Here is an 18646-nt window from a genome sequence, read left to right on the forward strand (position 1 = left end):
TCGCACGCTGAGGTTGACCCTAACAGCCGACTTACTTCACAGTTACTTTGTATTCAGAAAATGAGTGAGGACATGCATGAAAACATTCTTTATTAGCTTAGTCACCCTGTGCGCTCTTGCATTGAGTAGCGTTGGCAGTCCTGCCGCAGCGGTTGATATTCAGAAGGACAATCTTTATCCGCGGGTGAAGTTTGTCACCAATAAAGGCGAGATGATTGTTGAGCTAGATCGCTGGCGCGCACCGGTGACTGTCGATCACTTTTTAACCCATGTGGTGTCAGGTAGCTATGACAGCACCTTATTTCACCGTGTGGTGGACAACTTTGTGGTGCAGGGCGGTGGTTACAAAACCGATTGGACGCCGTTGCCAGAAGGGGACACAGTGATTAATGAGTCGGGCAATGGGCTACCGAACCGGTTCGGTACTATTGCGATGGCGCGGCAGCAAGATCCGCATTCAGCGCGTCGCCAGTTTTATTTTAATACCAACGATAACGACAGCTTAAATCCAAATCCTCGCCGTTGGGGCTACGCCGTGTTTGGGCGGGTGGTCGAGAACGAAGAGTTATTGCGGGAGCTGATGGCGGTTGCAACTGATTTTAACGAAGAAGTTAACTTCCCAGACGTACCGGTCGAGCCGATCGTTTTAATGCGCGTTGAGTTGTTACCTGAACCACAGGCAGAATAATTAGTGTCGAAGCGCAATCCAACAGCGACGCCAGATCCAATCACCGGGCGTACAGGCGATATCAGTCGAGCGCCAGTCGGTTGGGCGAGCATCTTTCGGTTTTATAGTCAGCGTCGACTGCTGACTATTTTCCTGCTCGGCATGGCCAGTGGCTATCCGTGGGTGATGATCGGCTCATCGATGACGGCCTGGCTGAACGAAATGGGCTTCACCCGCGCCACCATTGGCTATTTCGGCGCAGTCTTTGCGGCGTACTCGGTCAACTTTCTGTGGTCGCCTTTGGTTGACCGGATTAAAGTACCGCTGCTGAGCGACTGGCTAGGCCACCGTCGTGGCTGGATTTTGTTTTGCCAGTTTGGTGTAGCCGCAGCCTGTTTTGGTCTGGCACATATCGACTTTACCGAAAGCTTGCGGTTTGCCGGTATGGTGGCGCTGACCATTGCGATTTTCTCGGCAACCCAAGACATTGCGATTGATGCTTACCGAATTGATTCGGTCGGTGAGCACGAAGCGCGCGTGCAGTCTGCAGCAGCAGCCATGGCCACAGCAGGTTGGTGGACGGGCTTTGCAGGCTTGGGAGCGATTCCTTTCTTTTTGACGGACACGTCGGGTACCTCAGCTTTCTTTTTGCAAGGCATGGAATGGGCGCAAGTGTATCAGTGGCTTGCAGTCGTAATGCTGTTGCTGAGTGCGGGCGTGTGGTTAGCCCAAGAGCCGAAAACCGCGCGCGGCGCAAAACAGCGCGAAGCGGAATTGCACTATCAGCAAATTGCGGCAGCGCAACCTCGGCAAATGGCGGCATTGATGCTCTTGGCCGTGGCCATGTTGCTGCTCATTATTGCAGCCATTAGTGGGCAAGTTGGCGGCGTCGGCTGGTTGTTTTGGCTAGCGCTGATGGTTGCCGCCTTGGTGCCATTGGCAAAAACACTGGTTCGTTTTCAAACGCCGACTGCGGGCGCTATCACAACAACGCCAGTTCGGATTAGCCTCGGTCATCGGACGGTGGCATGGTTAGTGGTGACTTTGGTCGAGCCTTTGGCGGAATTTTTCCGTCGCAACGGCGTGCGCTTTGCACTGTCGATCTTATTGTTCGTGTTGTTGTTTAAAGTTGGTGAAGCGTTTCTCGGGCGCATGTCAATTGTGTTTTACCAAGAGGTCGGGTTTACCAATGCTGAGATTGGCTTGTACTCGAAATTGGTGAACTGGTGGGTAACCATTGCTTTTGCGCTGATTGGCTCGTACGTCAACATGCGCATTGGTATTCTCAAAGGCTTGTTTATTGGTGGCAGTGCCATGGCTGCGAGTAACTTACTGTTCTCGGCTTTGGCATTGGTGGGGCCGGATAAAACCCTTTTATTGGCTGCGGTAATTACTGACGGTTTTACCTCAGCGTGGTCGACGGTTGCCTTTGTGGCCTTAATTAGTTTAATGGCGAACCGTGCGTTTACGGCGACGCAATATGCATTGATGGCCTCAATCGGTACCCTTGGGCGCACGGTTTTGGCGGCATACAGTGGTGTTGTCGTTGACTGGCTCGATGGTAATTGGGCGGTGTTTTTCCTCCTGACCACCGTCATGGTGATTCCGAGTTTGCTATTCTTATGGTTCATCCGCCGTGATGTGCAGCGCCTTGAAGATGCGAGTCGCGAGCGGCAAGCGGCATGGGACAAAGAGAATGGGGATTCACTATGACGCAGTGGGTTGTGGTTGGTACCGGCGCCCTAGGCATGCAGTGGGCGCAAGCTTTGCATGATAGTGGCGAAGCGGTAAGCCTGTATGTGCGCGACAGCGAGGCTGCTGTGGTGCGCCTGCAAACAACCCAAAATAGCCAAGTACGTGAATTGAGTTTGCCGCGCTGTCAAAGTGCCAAAGATGCTGGCGCAGACGCAGTTTGGTTACTCTTTGTTAAAGCCTGGCAATTGGAGCCTTTGTTACGGCAGCTACAAGGTGAAGGGCTTGCCGACGACGCGACTTTGATTGTCAGTCATAATGGCCTTGGCGCCGGCGAAGCGTATCTGGCTCAGCAACCGAATTGGCAGGTGTATGATTTGGTAACCACCCATGGTGCTTGGCGGCAGAATCGTTACCATTCGGTGTTAGCGGGATTAGGGCAAAGTTGGATAGGTCGGCGGCAACCGACCGCATGCGCTGGCACCGAAAGCTCAGCTAGCACTGAAAGCTCAGCTAGCACTGAAAGCTCAGCAGGTTCAGTATCTGGATCAGAACCGCCTCATTGGCTCGACAAGTTAGCAGCGGCATGGCCACCACTGCAGTGGGACGCAGACATTGAGCAACGGCGCTGGCGCAAATTGGCGGTGAATTGCGCGATTAATCCTTTGGCGACGTTAGCCGGTGGCGTCAATGGTGTGTTGCGCAGCGAAGAGGCACGGGCGCAGATTCGTGCAATTTGCGAAGAGATCGCAAATGTGAATCCCATGCTCGATGCAGACGAGTTAGTTGCCGAAGTGCAGCAAGTGATCCGAGCAACTGCGGGCAATCGCTGTAGTATGCTACAGGATATTGAAGCGCAACGAGCAACCGAAATAGATTACCTAAACGGTTATGTGTGCGAACAAGGTCAACAACGGCAGGTTTTTACGCGCGTCAACTGTGAAGTTGCTGAGAGAATTCGTCAGCTTGAGCTGAAATCAGGCGTTCGCTCACTTGAGTAAACTTAACAAAGGTTATACTAATTTGTTAGCTGTTTGTTATTTGATGTGTGTAAAAATGTTACTAGCGATAACTAACTTGGTGATTTCCAAAAATAATTCGAATAAGAAAAAAGGAAAACGGTAGTATGAGTAAGAAGTATGACCCAGTGTATTACGGTGACTATTTAGGTTTAGATCGCTTATTGTCAGCACAACAGCCGGTCAGCCCTAAATACGGTCCGGAAGCGCATGAAGAAACGCTATTTATCATCGTGCACCAAGCCTATGAACTGTGGTTTAAGCAGATTATTCATGAGCTACGTTCAATTTTGCGCATCTTTGGCCAAGCAGAAATTGCCGATGAGCAATTGATGACGCTCGTGCACCGGCTGCAGCGTATTGTCACCATTCAAGAATTACTGAATCAACAGATTAATGTCATGGAAACCATGACGGCGCAGGAGTTTCTCGAGTTTCGAGATTTCTTAGTGCCAGCGTCTGGATTTCAAAGTATTCAGTTTAAGGAAATCGAAATCTCTTTAGGGGTTAAGCGCGACAAACGGATCGCCTTTGACCAAGCGTCTTTTTATAACCGGATTAATGACCAAGACCGCGCGTATCTGGAACAATTAGAAGAGAAACCGGATTTGTTCGCCATGGTGGATGCGTGGCTCGCTCGGATGCCGTTTCTTGAGCAGGATGACTTTAAGTTCTGGCAACATTATCAAGCGGCCATCGAAAGTCAGATTCAGCATGAAGAGGATATTGTTCGCGAAAATCCGCTGCTGAGTGACGAAGAAAAAGCGAGCGAACTAAGTGAACTGGCTAGTAGTCGCGCGAATTTTGCTGCGCTGTTTGACCGTGATTTATATACGGCTATGCAAGAAGACGGCCGCGTTCGGCTGTCACAACGAGCGATGCAAGCCGCTTTGTTTATTCACTTATATCGCGAAGAGCCAGCGTTCAACTTGCCGTATCAAGTACTCAATGCGCTCACTGACCTCGACGAAAACCTAACCATTTGGCGTTATCGACATGCCATGATGGTGCAACGTATGCTAGGGTCAAAGATAGGCACAGGCGGTTCGTCAGGGCATGATTATCTGAAACGGACAACGGAGAAAAACCGAATTTTTGCTGACTTTATGAACCTGGCGACGTATTTAGTACCGAAGAAGACATTGCCAGAATTACCGCGTAATGTTCACGCGAGCTTACGACGAGGACGTTAATGTTTACTGGAATTGACGAAACCCGAGGAAAAACCGAAGCAGTGTTTGCGCGCTTACGTGAGCGCGCAGCCCTGTTTCCGCCTGAGTTAACCCATGAGTGGTTTGACCAGGGTTTATTTAAAACCCGCAGCACCCAGGTGATGGATTATTTGGCAGAAGCGGAAAAAAACGCTCAAGCGTTACATGAATTACGAGCCGACTCGCCGGTGTATGGCTTCATGAATAACGTCGTACAACAACAGCTTAGCGCCTTAGTACAAGCCCTTTATCGACCCTCCTGACTAACATATCTAAAAGCCTCGGCCTAGCGGGCTATTTGCCTGCTGTCGCAAATTCTTTACGATTTATCGACATTTACTTCACGATTTCTTCACATAGGTTGCGTAAAAAGGCAAATTTACCCTTGCATACCTTATACGTTTTGATATAGTCAGGTCGTTGAGGGCGTTAAAAGCAGGAAAATTTGCCACATCTTTGTGACAATTTAACTTCTTTAAAGTTCTCACAGAGTTTGTTACAACCTTGTGTACTTTTGAGTCATCCCGTTCGCGGGGTGTCAGAAAAGTAAAAAATAGAGCAACAGGAGCCACGAGGCTTCGACCCGTTTACTCGGCATGTGCCAGTAAACTAAACCTAAAAATCACTTAATGTGATCCAGGGAGAAACTACATGTACACCAATAATAAATTAGCTAAGTCTATCCGCTTAGCACTAATGTTTGGTGCGACTGCTACTGCGATGACAGGCATTGCCTCAGCGCAGGACCAGGAGCAGGAAGAAGAAGCAGCAGAGCGCGTTGAACGTATCCAGGTAACTGGTTCACGTATTCAACGTACGGACATGGAAGGTGCACTACCAGTAACCGTTATCGACCGTCAGTCGATCGAACTATCTGGTGAGATTTCTGCAGCTGACCTTATCCGTAACACAACCTTTAACAGCGCTGGTTCATTCCGTCCGCAGTCTGGTTCTTCAGCGCAGGGCGTGAGCCAGGTTAACATGCGTGGTCTTGGTGCGAGCCGTACACTTGTACTTGTTGACGGTCGTCGTTTAACGATGTCTCCTTCAACCGGTTCTTCGCAAGATTTAAACTCAATTCCTATGGGTGCCATTGAGCGTATCGAAATTCTGTCTGACGGTGCGTCAGCGGTTTACGGTTCTGATGCAATCGGTGGTGTAATCAACGTTATCACTCGCCGTGACTTCAACGGTGCTGAGTTAACGATTGGTGCCGGCCAAGTTTCAGTTCCAGCTGACGGCGGTGACCGTGAGAACGGTTCTGCGGTATTTGGCGCATCTTCAGACACAACTAGCATCATCGGTGGTGTTTCTTGGAACAAGCGTGAAATCATTTTTGAGCGTGACTACCCGTGGGTACAGCCAGGTTCATCTGTGTATGGTAACAACTACTTCGCAGCAACTAACCCGGAAAACCATTGGGGTCTGAATCCGGATACAGGCAACCCTATTGCTCCACCAATTATGGAAGTACCAGGTGGCTGTGCCGAAGACAACTTCTTCAACCTAACAGTTGGTGGTTTAGAGCGTTGCCAATATAACTTCAACGCGACTAACGCGAACGAAGCATCAACTTCGAACGAAGCGTTGTTTGTTAAAGTTCAACACGACATCAACAACGACTGGCGTTTATATTCTAACGCGAATATCGCTCGTACTAGCTCTTTCGGTCGTTACGCTCCAGCCCCAGACACGAATGGCTTCTACCCAAGCTTAGTGACTCCAGCAAGCAGCTATAATAACCCAACTAACCCAGATGCGTGGTTATATGACCCACGTAACCCAAATGCAGTTGCATTTGATCGTGACTTGGTTGGTCCAAATGTACCGGTTTACTTCTATCACCGTTTTGCTGCCATGGGTAACCGTGACAGCGAAGTTGACAACGAAAACGTTGACTTCTTAGTCGGTGCTGAAGGTCGTTGGGGCGGACTGGACATCGACTTCGGTGTTCGTCGTGTTCGTAACAAAACCTCTGACATTGGTAACGGGTACTTATCAGCAACCACTGCATGGTCAAACGTAAATGACTTTAACCCAGGTTACTGTTCAGATGGTTCTTTTGACGCGTCTTGCCGCTTCGGTTATGACATCCAAAACCCATCGAACAACCCACAAGACGTACTGTCTGCTGGTGTTGTAACTATTTCACGTATCTCTACCTTCGACATCGATGAAATCTATGCGTCTGCAGGTTTCGAAATCGCTGAAATCGGCGGTGGCATGATGCAAGGTTTTGTTGGTATCGAGCGTCGTGACGAGCGTTATCAAGATAAGTATGACTCACAGTCAGAAGCTGGCTTGGTTGGTGGTTCTGCAGGTAGTTCTGCAGGTGGCGGCCGTGACGTAACTGCTGCTTACTTCGAAATCTTAGCACCATTGACGTATGACCTTGAGTTATCTGTCGCTGGTCGTTTCGATGACTACTCTGACTACGGTTCAGACTTCTCACCAAAAGTGAGCGTACGCTGGCAGCCAATGGACAACTTGTTGCTCCGTGGTTCTTATGGCTTAGGTTTCCGTGCACCAACGCTTGACGTGTTAACTCAGTTAACGTCGTTCTCAGCTGACTCAGTGCGCGATCCAGTTACTTGTGAAATCTTATCAGGTGACCCAGCAGCAGCGTGTCAGATCAACGCGTTCTACATTGCTAACCCAGACCTGAGCTCTGAGTCATCAACTCAGTACTCATTGTGTGTGGCTTATCAGCCAATCGAGTGGTTGAACTTCACTGTTGATTACTACAACATTGAAATCGATGATCGTATTCGTTCATACACCTCACAGAACTTGATCGACGCGGAAGCTGCGGGCGACCCAATTCCTGATGGTCTTGGTGTAACTCGTGGTGCTGATGGCCGTATCACGCGCATCGACGCTGGTTTCGGTAACGCAGGTACTTTAGAAACTTCTGGTTTAGACATTAACGTTCGTACTCAATTCGACTTCGGTGATATGGGTGCATTAACGTCTAACTTGAACGTGTCGCACATTTTTGATTACAAAACTGACGGCGGCCGTAACGAAGTGAAAGACCGTGGTTTACCACAACAGCGTATCACCTTGCAGAACCAGTACTCTTGGGGTGACTTCACTGCAGCGTGGAACATCAACGTCATCGGTACTCAGTACACCTTCGTTGAAGCGCGTAACGCTGAAGGCGAATTCCCGAACTGTACTAATGCTGGTGCAGGCGTAACCACAGCTCGTTGTGGTAACTGGGGTACGTGGACAACTCACGATCTGCAGTTAAGCTATAACACTCCGTGGAACGGTCGTGTGACTGTTGGCGCACAGAACATCTTCGAAAAATTACCGAAGATTGACGTGATCGACGGTCCAGAATACGGCTTCGGTGGTCGTGGCTACAACTTCAACCTGTACAATGCGTTTGGTCGCGTAACTTACGTTCGTTACACTCAGCGTTTCTAAGCAGACGCTCACGTTCGTGAGTTGAAGCAACAGGTATAAAACAAGCAGACCGGCTCTTTCGAGAGCCGGTTTTTTTGTCATAAAAATTTAAGAAAAATGCGATAGACTGGCGTTTGGCGTTGCCAATGTGCTCCTACCAGTTGATGCGTTCAACCTCATCATGGTGTCTCTCTGGCAAGTAAAGAGGGCGTAAACTTGCCTGATTGCATAAATTTTGAACTATTCTTGATGAGCAGGTTCATAATATTCTCTGGAGACCACGCAATTTTGTGTAAAGCAAGGAATAAACATGGGTAAATCAAAGGAATTTTACCGGTTCGATTGAGTAACCGAAAAATGATTGAAAATGCCCGGTTGACACGCTTGGCGGGTTCGTGGGAGTATTCAGGCAATGCTATTTTCGCGAAATAGCGTATATTTGGTGTAGAAAAACCTTTTTCATCACTCACACAACTGGGTCCTTAGCTTTACCAGGTGATGTTCGCAATTTTGTTCTAAACCTCGTAAGCAACGGATGAAGTTAAGTCAAATTGGTTGGGAACTATGACCACAGTAATCAAACGAAGCAAAATCGCTGCCGCCGTGGTAGGTGTGATGGCGCTGACAGGGGTAGGACTAGCTTCTGCTAGCAATCCTACTTTGTCACAGTTACAAGCTGAGCAAACGCAAACTAACCGCGCTCAGGTTGCCTCTCAAGAGCGTATCGACTCTTTGTTCGAGCAAAGCCGTGAACTACTCGGTGAATACCGTGCAGTTGTTGCGGAATTCGAAGCTCTGAAACTTTATAACGATCACGTACAAGCGTTGGTTGACGACCAAAACGCGACCTTAGCGTCGTTGCAGCGTCAAATCGACGGTATCGAAGAAACACGTCAAGGCGTGGTTCCTTTGATGTACAAAATGATCGATTCATTAGACGAATTCGTTCAGCTGGATATTCCAATCCACCGTGAGCAGCGGGAGCGTCGAGTTGAGCGTCTACGTGACCTAATGACTCGTTCTAACGTGACTGACTCTGAGAAGTTCCGTCAAATCGTTGAAGCATACCAAATCGAGATGGATTACGGCGTTGGTCTAATCGCGTATCAGGGTACCCTGAGCTACGGCGGTCAAGACATCGCGGTTGATTACTTCCACCTTGGCCGTGTTGCATTCTTAGCTCAGTCACTCGATATGCGTAATGCATGGTTGTGGGATAACACAGCCCGTGAGTGGACTCGTGTTGATGACTCATTCCTGAGCCCGTTAACTCAAGCTATCCGTATGTCACGTCGTCAAACTGCGTATGACGTGGTACGTCTGCCAATCTTTGCCGCGGAGAATGCAGAATGAAACAAGTAGTTAAAAACCTTATGGTTGCCGCGGCTGGTTTAACCCTAGCGGCATCAGCAGCCTTCGGTGCTTCGGCACAAGAAGCGCGTACACTTGACCAGTTGTTGCAACAAGTTCAGCAACAACGTGCAGCAATGCAGCGTATCGATGAAGCCCGTGAGCGTGAGTTCATGAGCGATCGTGCTGACAAGCAAGCACTTTTGCGTCAAGCGCAACAACAACTGCGTAACGAGCAGCAACGCAGCACGCGTCTGCAAGAAGAATACGCACAAAATGAAATTAACATCGCTAACAAAGAAACCGAACTTGATAACATGGTCGGTACTTTGGGTGAAATCTTCGGTGTTATCCGTGGTGCCGCTTCTGACACTATCGGTCGTATCTCTACGTCTATCGTAAGTGCTCAGTACCCAGACCGTCACTTGGTTCTGGAAAGCTTAGCGCAAGCGCGTGAGTTACCAAACATCGGTGAACTCGAAGAGCTATGGTTAGCACTTCTAACTGAAATGACTGAATCAGGTAAAGTTGCTCGCTATCAAGGCGAAGTTACTCTGCTTGACGGTGGTTCAGAAGTTCGTGACGTTATTCGTATCGGTGCATTCAACCTGATTTCTGACGGTGAATACTTACTGTACAACGACGCCACTCAACAAATTCAGCCGATTGCTCGTCAACCAGCTGGTCACATTTTACGTGCAGCGTCTAACTTCGAAAACACCAACTCTGGCTTTGCCGGTGTGTTCGTTGACCCTTCACGTGGCCAGATCTTGAGCTTGTTAACGCAGAAAGCGACATTGTCTGAGCGTTATCACCAAGGTCAGACCGTTGGTTATGCAATCACTGTTGTTCTTATCCTTGGTTTCGTGATCGCAATCTACAAGTTAGTGACCCTAACTGCTGTAGGTGGTGCAATCCGTCGTCAGTTGAAGAACCCTCAGAACCCTTCAGACAAGAACCCACTGGGTCGTATCTTGAAGGTGTACCATGAGAACCCGAACACTGATGCTGAAAACCTTGAGCTGAAACTTGACGAAGCGATTCTACGTGAAACGCCGAAAGTTGAAGCTGGTGTGAACATCATCAAGATCCTTGCAGCAATCGCGCCGCTTATGGGTCTATTAGGTACGGTAGTTGGTATGATTGGTACCTTCCAATCAATCACACTATTCGGTACTGGTGACCCGCGGATCATGGCAGGTGACATCTCAATGGCACTTGTAACGACTGCGATGGGTCTGATTGCAGCACTACCGCTTATCGTAATCCACTCAATTGTGGCTTCGAAGAGCAAATCAATTCTGCACATTCTTGATGAGCAGGCAGCTGGCATCGTCGCTTCTCACGCAGAGAAGAAGGGAGCGTAAGCTATGCAATTGTACCTGATGGGACTATGGGAAACTGTCAGGGATTTTATTGGCACAGGTGGTGACGTTTTATACCTGGTGTTCATCGCGCTACTGATCATGTGGATCGTTATGGTCGAGCGTTGGTGGTATCTCCTTGGTGTGTTCCCGAAGGAGCGGGATCGCATCATCAAGGAGTGGAATGCACGAGAAGACACCACCTCCTGGTACGCACATAGAATCCGTGATGCATGGGTTTCCGAAGCGTCCGAAAAACTGTCAGCGCGGATGCTGCTGCTGAAGACAATGATTGCCATTTGTCCGTTAATCGGTCTACTTGGTACGGTTACTGGTATGATCGCTGTATTTGAAATTATGGCGGTACAAGGTACAGGTAACCCACGTCTTATGGCGGGTGGTATCTCAATGGCAACAATTCCGACAATGGCGGGAATGGTTGCAGCACTATCAGGTATGTTCTTTGCTCAGCGCCTTGATGCGCGTGCGAAAGCGGCAAAAGAGCAATTAATTGATAGTCTGCCTCATCATTAAGAGAGAAGAATTATGGCACGTAAACGTTTACGCGAAGAGGAAGAAGCAACACTAGACATGACGCCGATGCTCGACATCGTCTTCATCATGTTGATCTTCTTCATCGTAACAACATCGTTTGTGAAAGAAGCAGGTATTGATGTAAATCGTCCTGAAGCAGCACAAGCGACTCAGAAACCTTCGGCCAACATCTTTATCGCTATCCGTGAAAACGGTGAGGTATGGATGGATCGCCGCCAGGTCGACGTCGAGCGGGTTGCCGCTAACTTGGAACGTCTCCTTGCTGAACAGCCTACCGATATGGTGGTTATTCAAGCAGACGAAAATGCCCGTCATGGTATTGTCGTGAAGGTGATGGACCAAATTAAAGAAGCCGGCATTGCCCAAATTTCGATAGCAGCGGAGAACGATTAATTATGGTACGCATCTTAGTATCAATACTACTAGGCGCTGCTGTTACCTTCCTGCTGTTTGTCTTTATGGCATTTTTGATCAGTGGTGGGGCGCAGCGGGCAGAACCGCCTGAAGCACCTGCCACGATCGATATTGTCGGTGCACCACCGGAATCGGAAGAGTCTACGCGTCGTCGGACGCCGCCGCCTCCTCCGGAGCCGCCAGAGCAGCCGCCAGAGAGTCCTCCTCAGGAACCTCAAGCGTCTGACGATGCAGTGTCATTTAATCTTGACATTGGTGGTGTAGATCTCGGTGGCGCGAACACTGGCCTGGGTGACCCAGGTGCAGGTTTAGGCCGCGATGGTGATGCTCAACCGATTGTTCGGGTAGAGCCTCGTTATCCGCCGGCTGCGGCACGAGATGGCATCGAAGGATGGGTAAGACTGCGCTTTACGATTGACGAAACCGGTGGCGTAACGGATATCGAAGTTATTGAAGCGAATCCGCGTCGGGTATTTGACCAAGAAGCTCGCCGTGCACTAGCACGCTGGCGTTATGCGCCAAAAGTGGTGGATGGTCGTCCGCAACGTCAAGAAGGTTTGACAGTTCAACTCGACTTTACAATGGACGGGAACTAACCTATGAAAACTATCACATCGACAATTGGTGCTGTGGTCTTCGCGATGGGTTTAACTCTGTCCGCACCACAGGCGCAACAAGCGGCATCTCCTGACGTTGGGTTTGATATCCCAACGCCAGAACAAGTCCAACGTGCACGGGACAACCGTCGCTCGCAGGCCTTGGGTGAGCGTGTCGCTCGTCGTGTTATGGCATCGTTTGAAGCGTACGAAGCAGGTGATATGCAAACAGCTCTGAATGAGCTTGAGCAAATTCCTACTCGCGGCGCAACAGATTATGACCGCGCATACGTGGCGCGTTTCAAAGGTACTTTGTTAGCAGGCTTGGAAGATGACCCAACTGGTATTCCGCGCGCGATCCGCGAGTTGGAAACAGCAGTCGCTCCAGACGTGTTAAGCTTTAGTGACCAGTCGAACGCTTTGCAACTTCTCGGTAATCTTTATCTAATTGAAGAGAACTTTGAAGGCGCAATCACCATGTTCCGTCGTTACCTGCAATTCGTGGGTGAGTGGAATCCAGATGTACTTATCCGGATGGCCTCTGCACACATGGAACTGAAGCAGTACGACCGCGTGATCCCTTTTGCTGAGCGCGCAATTCTTAACCAGCCGGAACCAAACCGGAACCCGTATGTGTTAATGATTGCAGCTTACTACGAGAGTGGTCAGGTCCCTCAGGCAATCTCTGTGTTGGAGCGCGGTGTACAAGTGCTTCCTGCGGAGAAAGGCTGGTGGGTGCAGTTGGGCATGTTCTACATGTTAAACGAGAACTATGACAACGCTTTGTCTACCATGCGTATTGCCTACGACGCAGGTTACTTTACTCGTGAAAACGACTACCGTGCTTTGTATCAGTTACTGAACAACAGCGGTGTGCCGTTCCACGCAGCGGAGTTAATGCGCCGTCACTTAGACAATGGCAACGTAACCAAGACAGCTCAGAACTTCTCAATGGCTGCACGTTCATATCACACTGCCCGCGAGTTCCGTCGCGCAGCTGAAATGTACCGTGAAGCAATTGGCGTAGCCGAGAGTGAGTCTGATATTCGCGATTATTATCGCCGTATTGGTGAAGCGTTGTTGTTAGCTGAGCGTTATCGTGAAGCAGCTCCGGCTTTCCAAGAAGCGATTAACCGTGTACCGCAAGGTGAAGACGCTGGTCGTTTGTATATGTCGTTAGCGGAAGCTTACTTCTACAGCAACCAGTATCGCCAAGCGTATCAAGCTGCACAAAGCGCAACTCGCTTTAGCAGCACACGCCGTAACGCGAGCAGCTGGGCTGAATATATTAAATCGACTGCAGAACGTCGCGGTTCAAGCATTTAATATTCACAGCTAGTGATCGAATTGAAAGCCCTTGTGCGTAAGCGCAAGGGCTTTTTGTTATTTGTTCGGTAGGCGAGGGAACTTTCTTAAATGTTCAGGATCAGATATGATCGTAACCCACATAAATAATTCAATTGAGGATTAATGAATGGCTGGGCAAGAAAACTTTAAGGAGCAAACCGGCGGTTTACACTGGCTGCTCGTAGTCTTAGTGTTTGTTGGTATTGCTTTATTACCAGTAGTTCTGCGCTTAATCTCATTATTCACTGCTTAAGTTATACGGTCCAAACCGACGACTGAGTAGTTTTGATTCGCAAGCGAATCACTTTCTTAAGGGGTAGACATGGCATTGTCTTTGTTATTGGTTGAAGATAACGCACGGACGCGTGAGCAGATCTTAGAGATGCTGGCGAATTCAGGGTTTCAAGTGACTGTCGCCGTCGACGGATTAGACGGCTTAAACCGGGCAAGAAAAGAATGCTTCGATATCGTGCTTCTTGACCATAAAATGCCGTTAATGGACGGCTATATGTTGTTGAAAAACCTCCGCGAGGAGCCTGAGTACGACTCAACGCCTTTAGTTTTTATGACGACGTCGGAGCCGAATCAAGTGGCCGATAAAGCGGTTCGCTTTGGCGCTACCGTGGTGCTTGGTAAGCCTTTGCAAGCCGATGTTTTAATTTCTCATTTGCGCGATCTGACCAAACGACGCGTTGTTGCCTGAGTAACTACGAATGACTCATTATACCGCTGCCGATATGCGCAGTAATTATATTGCGCGCCGCATCACACCGGTTGAAAACTTTCCGAAGCCGGGTATACGTTTTCGCGATATTACCCCGGCATTACAAGACCCACGAGCATTGCGCAACAGTATCGATTTGTTCGCTGAACGTTATGACAACATGGGCTTAACCCAAGTTGTTGCCGTGGAAGCTCGCGGTTTTATTTTCTCTGCCGCACTCGCAGACCGTTTGGGGATTGGTTTAACGCTCATTCGTAAAGCGGGTAAATTGCCGCGTGACGTGTTCTCGGCAAGTTATATGCTCGAGTACGGCGACGATGTTCTCGAGTTGCACAAAGACGCCCTGAAGCCGCGTGACAAGGTTATCATCATGGATGACATGCTCGCCACTGGCGGGACTATCTCTGCTGCGGTGGATTTAGTTCGCAAGACACCGGCGACGATTATGGAAACTGCGTTTGTCTGTGAATTATTATATTTAGGCGGGCGTAAAAAGCTCGATCAAATGGGTATTAACAGTTACGCTATTTGTGCGTTCGACGAATAATAAAATCCGATAATAATCATAAAATAATGGAGGCGGCATGAGTTACCAAGTGCTGGCACGGAAATGGCGACCACGGAATTTTACCGAAGTGGTTGGACAACAACACGTGTTGCAGGCACTCACGAATGCCTTAACTCATCAGCGCCTCCATCATGCTTATTTACTGACAGGAACTCGCGGCGTCGGTAAAACCACCATCGCTCGAATTCTGTCACGCAGCCTAAACTGTGAAATCGGTATTACGGCCACCCCGTGTGGCGAATGTTCATCCTGTGTCGACATTGAAGCAGGCCGTTTCGTCGACTTGATGGAGATTGATGCAGCGTCACGGACCAAGGTCGAAGACACTCGCGAAATTCTTGAGAACGTGCAGTACCGGCCAACCAGTGGCCGCTACAAGGTCTACCTCATTGACGAAGTGCACATGCTCTCTCGGCATAGTTTTAATGCGCTGTTGAAAACCCTCGAAGAGCCGCCTCCCCATGTGATTTTCTTGCTAGCGACGACCGATCCGGACAAGTTGCCAGTGACTGTGTTGTCGCGCTGTTTGCAGTTTAATTTACGCGGGCTCACCCGAGACGAAATTAGTGGCCAGCTTGAACATATTCTGCAAGCAGAGCAAATTCCGTATGACGCGGCTGCGTTGTCGCTGTTAGCGCGCTCGGCGAACGGCAGCATGCGTGATGCTTTAAGCTTAACCGACCAAGCCATTGCCCAAGGCAATCAGGCCGTACGCGAAGATGTGGTCGCGCAAATGCTGGGTCGGATTGATGCGCATAATTTACTGGAGTTGGTTGCAGCCGTGCATAGCGGTGATGTGACTAAAACGTTGACCATGTTACGTGAGTTAGCTCAGCGAGTGCCGGATGTGGCTGGAATTTTAGCGGAGTTACAAGGGCTATTGCATCAACTTGCGCTGGTACAAGTGGCGCCAAGCTTGCTCGATTCAGAGTTATTGGCGCAAAGGGAACAGCTACAGGCGTTGGCCGCAGAAATTCCGGCGCCGGCGTTGCAAGTTTATTACCGTTTAGTTATTGAAGGCCGTCGCGAGTTGCCGTTTGCGGCAGATACCATGAGCGGGGTCGAAATGACCTTGTTGCGCTTAGTCGCGTTTCGTCCTCAGGTTGCGGGGGCAACGACGCCGGGAAAGCCAGCAAAGGTTGAAGAAAAGCAGGTTGCTGAACCTGCGACAAATTATGACGCTGAAGCGACTGATAAACCGGCCGCACCTTCTGTTGAAGAGTCTGCAGTTGCAGAGGCTGAGGTTGTGGTGCCTGAGGTTGCAGAGTCTGAGGTTACAGAGTCTTCAGAAAAAGCGCCTTCGGTTGCCGAGTCTGCAGTTTTAGAGCAGTCGACAGCAGAGCCTGCACCTGCAGAACCTCAAACCGTTGCGACCGCTGATACAGTACCCAAGCAAGATGTCATGACGAGTTCGGCTCAACAGGCATCTGTTCAAGCTTCTCCAGTTGCGCCAGGAACTGCTCAGCCAGTGTCGAAGGATCATGAAGCAAGGCAGGATAGTGCAGCTGAATTTCCATTTGCTGATGACGACGAAGATGATGATTTGATGGCCTTGCATGCCCAACAGCAAGAGCTAGAGCAGCAGGCTCATTCCTACCAAATGCAAGCTCAGCAGTCGCAAGCACAGCAGTCACAAGAGCAGCAGTCACAAGAGCAACAGGCTACAGCGAACCATAAGCCGGCAGGCGGTGCTCGACAAGCAGCTCAGCAGGTAACAGAAACAACGTCGTCAGCAATGCCCGAGACGCCTTCCGGGTCAACGGCTTCAGGCTTGGCCAGTTTAATTGCAACGCGTGATGCGCTGTCTCGCAAGAATCGCCGTGAACCGACTGTCGTGAATTCGGGGCAACGCATTGCAGCGCAAGTGCCAGAAACCGCAGGAGAGCAGATAAAGCCTGAAACGCACGCTACAGAAACGGCAGTAGAGCAGATAAAGCCTGAAACGCACGCTACAGAAACGGCAGTAGAGCAGAAAAAGCCTGGAACAGCGGAGCTGTTAGTAGAGCCTGATTCTGCAGTACAATCAAAATCCGAGTCTGTGGCGCAAGTTCAAGTGTTAGCTGAGCAAACTGCATCAGAGCCTTCGCCAGAGCCAGCACCAAAACTAGCGCCAGAGCTTTCACCAAAACCTTCGCCAAAGCCTTCGCCAAAACCTTCGCCAAAGCCTGCCTCAGGGGTGGCGACTGCTATAACAGCAACGCACGATCAAGCGGCGCAAGCGCCAACCGAGCAAGCCAAAAGCACTGCAGACGACGGCGAAATTCGTTTTGCCGCCCAAGTTGACGAATGGAGTGCATTGGTTGATCGTCTCGAGGTTGTTGGGCGAACTCGACAAGTGTTATTGAACGCCTACCTGCAGCGGTCTGAACAGGGTTTACGTTTAGTCGTGGACGAGTCACAACGTGCCTTACTGTCGGGGCATATGGAAGCGAGTTTGCGACATGAGCTCGGTAAAGTCCTCGATGCCAATCAGCTACACATTGAACTCGGTCAACCCGAAAAAACGCCATTTCAGATTCAACAAGACATTGATGCGCAGCGTTTAGCAGCGGCAAAACAGCGATTGGACGAACACCCGGCTATTCAGCGCTTGCAATCGGAGCTGGCAGCCCAAATATCTGACGTACGCGTACTGCATTAACGGTTGACGTTCCGTCCATGAGGGCCCTGTGGTATGCTTTCAGCACATTGTCCGAAGATTTTTTTGATTAAGAAGAGAGAAAAAGCATGTTCAAAGGTGGTTTAGGTAACATGATGAAGCAGGCGCAGCAGATGCAGGAAAAAATGCAGCAGGCGCAGGCAGAAATCGCTCGTATGGAAGTCACTGGTGAGGCGGGTGCGGGCATGGTTAAAGTCACCATGTATGGTAACCACAACGTTAAACGTGTGGCTATCGACCCAAACTTGTTTGGTGACGAAGACGACCGTGAAATGCTCGAAGACTTAATTGCTGCAGCAACCAATGACGCAGTGCGTCGGGTTGAAGAAGCAACCAAAGAGAAGATGGGCTCAATTGCTGGTGGTATGGGTTTGCCGCCGGGCATGAAACTACCATTTTAATTGCCGCTTAGGCCGGCCTTGTCGCCGTTTTCCCGTAACCTTTCATCATGAAGAAGTCTGACTCATGAAAACATACAGTCCAGCGATTTCAGCATTGATTGACGCCCTAAGGGTGTTACCGGGTGTGGGACAAAAAACGGCGCAACGGATGGCCTTCCAGTTGCTTGAAAAGCAACGAGACGGCGCAGCAAAGCTCGCAGATAGCCTATCCCATGCACTCGAAGTGGTTGGGCGCTGCTCCTCTTGCCGAACCCTCACCGAAGCTGATATCTGCTCGATTTGTGCTGACCCAGTGCGAGCCGAGGAAAAACTCTTGTGTATTGTTGAATCACCAGCTGATGTGTTGGCGGTTGAGCAAACTAGTCAGTTTCGTGGCCAGTATTTTGTGCTGATGGGGCGGCTGTCGCCACTCGATGGCATTGGCCCCGCTGACATTGGCTTGGATTTACTGGAACAGCGCTTCGAACAAGGCAACATCGACGAAGTTATTTTGGCAACCAATCCAACCATGGAAGGCGATGCAACCGCATATTTTATTGCCGACCTTGCCCGCCGCTATCAGATTAAAACCTCCCGCATTGCCCATGGCGTCCCGGTCGGTGGAGAACTCGAATATGTCGACCACACGACCCTAGGTCATGCCTTCTCTGGGCGCAAAACGTTCTAAT

19 protein-coding genes are annotated in these 18646 nt (G+C 49.8%); 18 read left to right on the plus strand and 1 reads right to left on the minus strand.

Annotated features, from left to right (window positions below; translation table 11 throughout):
* Positions 1–76 precede the first annotated feature (76 nt).
* The 6 genes from CWE06_RS00065 (at position 77) to CWE06_RS00090 (ending at position 8021) form a co-directional block, all read left to right on the plus strand.
* Positions 77–688: a peptidylprolyl isomerase gene (locus CWE06_RS00065; RefSeq protein WP_126790285.1), complete on the plus strand. Its 612-nt coding sequence runs from the start codon at positions 77–79 to the stop codon at positions 686–688.
* Between the two features lie 3 nt (positions 689–691).
* The gene (locus tag CWE06_RS12450; protein WP_420808504.1) at positions 692–2380 is read left to right on the plus strand and encodes an AmpG family muropeptide MFS transporter; all 1689 of its coding nucleotides are present in this window, start codon (positions 692–694) and stop codon (positions 2378–2380) included.
* A complete protein-coding gene (locus CWE06_RS00075) occupies positions 2377–3360 on the plus strand; it encodes a ketopantoate reductase family protein (protein WP_157981098.1) in 984 nt (327 codons plus the stop codon). The genes CWE06_RS12450 and CWE06_RS00075 overlap by 4 nt, the downstream gene beginning before the upstream one ends.
* Before the next feature lie 125 nt (positions 3361–3485).
* Entirely contained in the window at positions 3486–4571 is a 1086-nt protein-coding gene (locus tag CWE06_RS00080) for a tryptophan 2,3-dioxygenase family protein (protein ID WP_126790287.1), read from the plus strand.
* On the plus strand, positions 4571–4852 hold the full coding sequence (gene priC, locus CWE06_RS00085) for a primosomal replication protein PriC (RefSeq protein ID WP_126790288.1): 282 nt from the start codon (positions 4571–4573) through the stop codon (positions 4850–4852). The genes CWE06_RS00080 and priC overlap by 1 nt, the downstream gene beginning before the upstream one ends.
* A gap of 388 nt (positions 4853–5240) precedes the next feature.
* The gene (locus tag CWE06_RS00090) at positions 5241–8021 is read left to right on the plus strand and encodes a TonB-dependent receptor plug domain-containing protein (RefSeq protein ID WP_126790289.1); all 2781 of its coding nucleotides are present in this window, start codon (positions 5241–5243) and stop codon (positions 8019–8021) included.
* A 158-nt stretch (positions 8022–8179) separates the two neighbouring features.
* On the opposite strand, the gene CWE06_RS00095 is transcribed toward CWE06_RS00090, so the two are convergent.
* Entirely contained in the window at positions 8180–8470 is a 291-nt protein-coding gene (locus tag CWE06_RS00095) for a hypothetical protein (RefSeq protein WP_126790290.1), read from the minus strand.
* A 94-nt stretch (positions 8471–8564) separates the two neighbouring features.
* Here CWE06_RS00095 and CWE06_RS00100 point away from each other — a divergent pair, with 94 nt between their 5' ends.
* The 12 genes from CWE06_RS00100 to recR all read left to right on the plus strand — a co-directional run bounded on the left by CWE06_RS00100 (position 8565) and on the right by recR (position 18645).
* Complete coding sequence (locus tag CWE06_RS00100) at positions 8565–9353, plus strand: DUF3450 domain-containing protein (protein ID WP_126790291.1); 789 nt, start codon at positions 8565–8567, stop codon at positions 9351–9353.
* The gene (locus tag CWE06_RS00105) at positions 9350–10717 is read left to right on the plus strand and encodes a MotA/TolQ/ExbB proton channel family protein (protein ID WP_126790292.1); all 1368 of its coding nucleotides are present in this window, start codon (positions 9350–9352) and stop codon (positions 10715–10717) included. Before CWE06_RS00100 ends, CWE06_RS00105 begins: the two co-directional genes overlap by 4 nt.
* 3 nt (positions 10718–10720) lie before the next feature.
* Positions 10721–11248 carry a MotA/TolQ/ExbB proton channel family protein gene (locus tag CWE06_RS00110; protein ID WP_126790293.1) on the plus strand — a complete coding sequence of 176 codons (528 nt, stop codon included), beginning with the start codon at positions 10721–10723 and terminating at the stop codon, positions 11246–11248.
* Positions 11249–11260: 12 nt separating this feature from the next.
* Positions 11261–11662: an ExbD/TolR family protein gene (locus tag CWE06_RS00115; RefSeq protein WP_126790294.1), complete on the plus strand. Its 402-nt coding sequence runs from the start codon at positions 11261–11263 to the stop codon at positions 11660–11662.
* A gap of 2 nt (positions 11663–11664) precedes the next feature.
* Complete coding sequence (locus CWE06_RS00120; protein ID WP_126790295.1) at positions 11665–12279, plus strand: energy transducer TonB; 615 nt, start codon at positions 11665–11667, stop codon at positions 12277–12279.
* A 3-nt stretch (positions 12280–12282) separates the two neighbouring features.
* Positions 12283–13605 (plus strand): tetratricopeptide repeat protein, encoded by a 1323-nt coding sequence (locus CWE06_RS00125; protein WP_126790296.1) that lies wholly within the window; start codon positions 12283–12285, stop codon positions 13603–13605.
* A 148-nt stretch (positions 13606–13753) separates the two neighbouring features.
* Positions 13754–13879, plus strand: coding sequence for a hypothetical protein (locus CWE06_RS12555; protein WP_275065560.1), 126 nt, complete (start codon positions 13754–13756; stop codon positions 13877–13879).
* A 69-nt stretch (positions 13880–13948) separates the two neighbouring features.
* Positions 13949–14329, plus strand: a complete 381-nt coding sequence (locus CWE06_RS00130) for a response regulator (RefSeq protein ID WP_126790297.1) — start codon at positions 13949–13951, stop codon at positions 14327–14329.
* Between the two features lie 10 nt (positions 14330–14339).
* The gene (locus CWE06_RS00135) at positions 14340–14897 is read left to right on the plus strand and encodes an adenine phosphoribosyltransferase (protein WP_126790298.1); all 558 of its coding nucleotides are present in this window, start codon (positions 14340–14342) and stop codon (positions 14895–14897) included.
* A 37-nt stretch (positions 14898–14934) separates the two neighbouring features.
* Positions 14935–17559: a DNA polymerase III subunit gamma/tau gene (gene dnaX, locus CWE06_RS00140; protein ID WP_126790299.1), complete on the plus strand. Its 2625-nt coding sequence runs from the start codon at positions 14935–14937 to the stop codon at positions 17557–17559.
* Positions 17560–17645: 86 nt separating this feature from the next.
* The gene (locus tag CWE06_RS00145) at positions 17646–17978 is read left to right on the plus strand and encodes a YbaB/EbfC family nucleoid-associated protein (RefSeq protein ID WP_126790300.1); all 333 of its coding nucleotides are present in this window, start codon (positions 17646–17648) and stop codon (positions 17976–17978) included.
* 64 nt (positions 17979–18042) lie between these two features.
* Positions 18043–18645 (plus strand): recombination mediator RecR, encoded by a 603-nt coding sequence (gene recR, locus CWE06_RS00150; protein WP_126790301.1) that lies wholly within the window; start codon positions 18043–18045, stop codon positions 18643–18645.
* The last annotated feature ends 1 nt before the right edge of the window (position 18646 follow it).

The sequence above is a fragment of the Aliidiomarina haloalkalitolerans genome (assembly GCF_003987315.1).
In the GTDB taxonomy this organism is placed as follows: domain Bacteria; phylum Pseudomonadota; class Gammaproteobacteria; order Enterobacterales; family Alteromonadaceae; genus Aliidiomarina; species Aliidiomarina haloalkalitolerans.

Coding starts and splice junctions, on each gene's coding strand:
- CWE06_RS00065 (WP_126790285.1), top strand. CDS start 77: ATGAAAACATTCTTTATTAGCTTAGTCACCCTGTGCGCTCTTGCATTG.
- CWE06_RS00075 (WP_157981098.1), top strand. CDS start 2,377: ATGACGCAGTGGGTTGTGGTTGGTACCGGCGCCCTAGGCATGCAGTGG.
- CWE06_RS00080 (WP_126790287.1), top strand. CDS start 3,486: ATGAGTAAGAAGTATGACCCAGTGTATTACGGTGACTATTTAGGTTTA.
- priC (WP_126790288.1), top strand. CDS start 4,571: ATGTTTACTGGAATTGACGAAACCCGAGGAAAAACCGAAGCAGTGTTT.
- CWE06_RS00090 (WP_126790289.1), top strand. CDS start 5,241: ATGTACACCAATAATAAATTAGCTAAGTCTATCCGCTTAGCACTAATG.
- CWE06_RS00100 (WP_126790291.1), top strand. CDS start 8,565: ATGACCACAGTAATCAAACGAAGCAAAATCGCTGCCGCCGTGGTAGGT.
- CWE06_RS00105 (WP_126790292.1), top strand. CDS start 9,350: ATGAAACAAGTAGTTAAAAACCTTATGGTTGCCGCGGCTGGTTTAACC.
- CWE06_RS00110 (WP_126790293.1), top strand. CDS start 10,721: ATGCAATTGTACCTGATGGGACTATGGGAAACTGTCAGGGATTTTATT.
- CWE06_RS00115 (WP_126790294.1), top strand. CDS start 11,261: ATGGCACGTAAACGTTTACGCGAAGAGGAAGAAGCAACACTAGACATG.
- CWE06_RS00120 (WP_126790295.1), top strand. CDS start 11,665: ATGGTACGCATCTTAGTATCAATACTACTAGGCGCTGCTGTTACCTTC.
- CWE06_RS00125 (WP_126790296.1), top strand. CDS start 12,283: ATGAAAACTATCACATCGACAATTGGTGCTGTGGTCTTCGCGATGGGT.
- CWE06_RS12555 (WP_275065560.1), top strand. CDS start 13,754: ATGGCTGGGCAAGAAAACTTTAAGGAGCAAACCGGCGGTTTACACTGG.
- CWE06_RS00130 (WP_126790297.1), top strand. CDS start 13,949: ATGGCATTGTCTTTGTTATTGGTTGAAGATAACGCACGGACGCGTGAG.
- CWE06_RS00135 (WP_126790298.1), top strand. CDS start 14,340: ATGACTCATTATACCGCTGCCGATATGCGCAGTAATTATATTGCGCGC.
- dnaX (WP_126790299.1), top strand. CDS start 14,935: ATGAGTTACCAAGTGCTGGCACGGAAATGGCGACCACGGAATTTTACC.
- CWE06_RS00145 (WP_126790300.1), top strand. CDS start 17,646: ATGTTCAAAGGTGGTTTAGGTAACATGATGAAGCAGGCGCAGCAGATG.
- recR (WP_126790301.1), top strand. CDS start 18,043: ATGAAAACATACAGTCCAGCGATTTCAGCATTGATTGACGCCCTAAGG.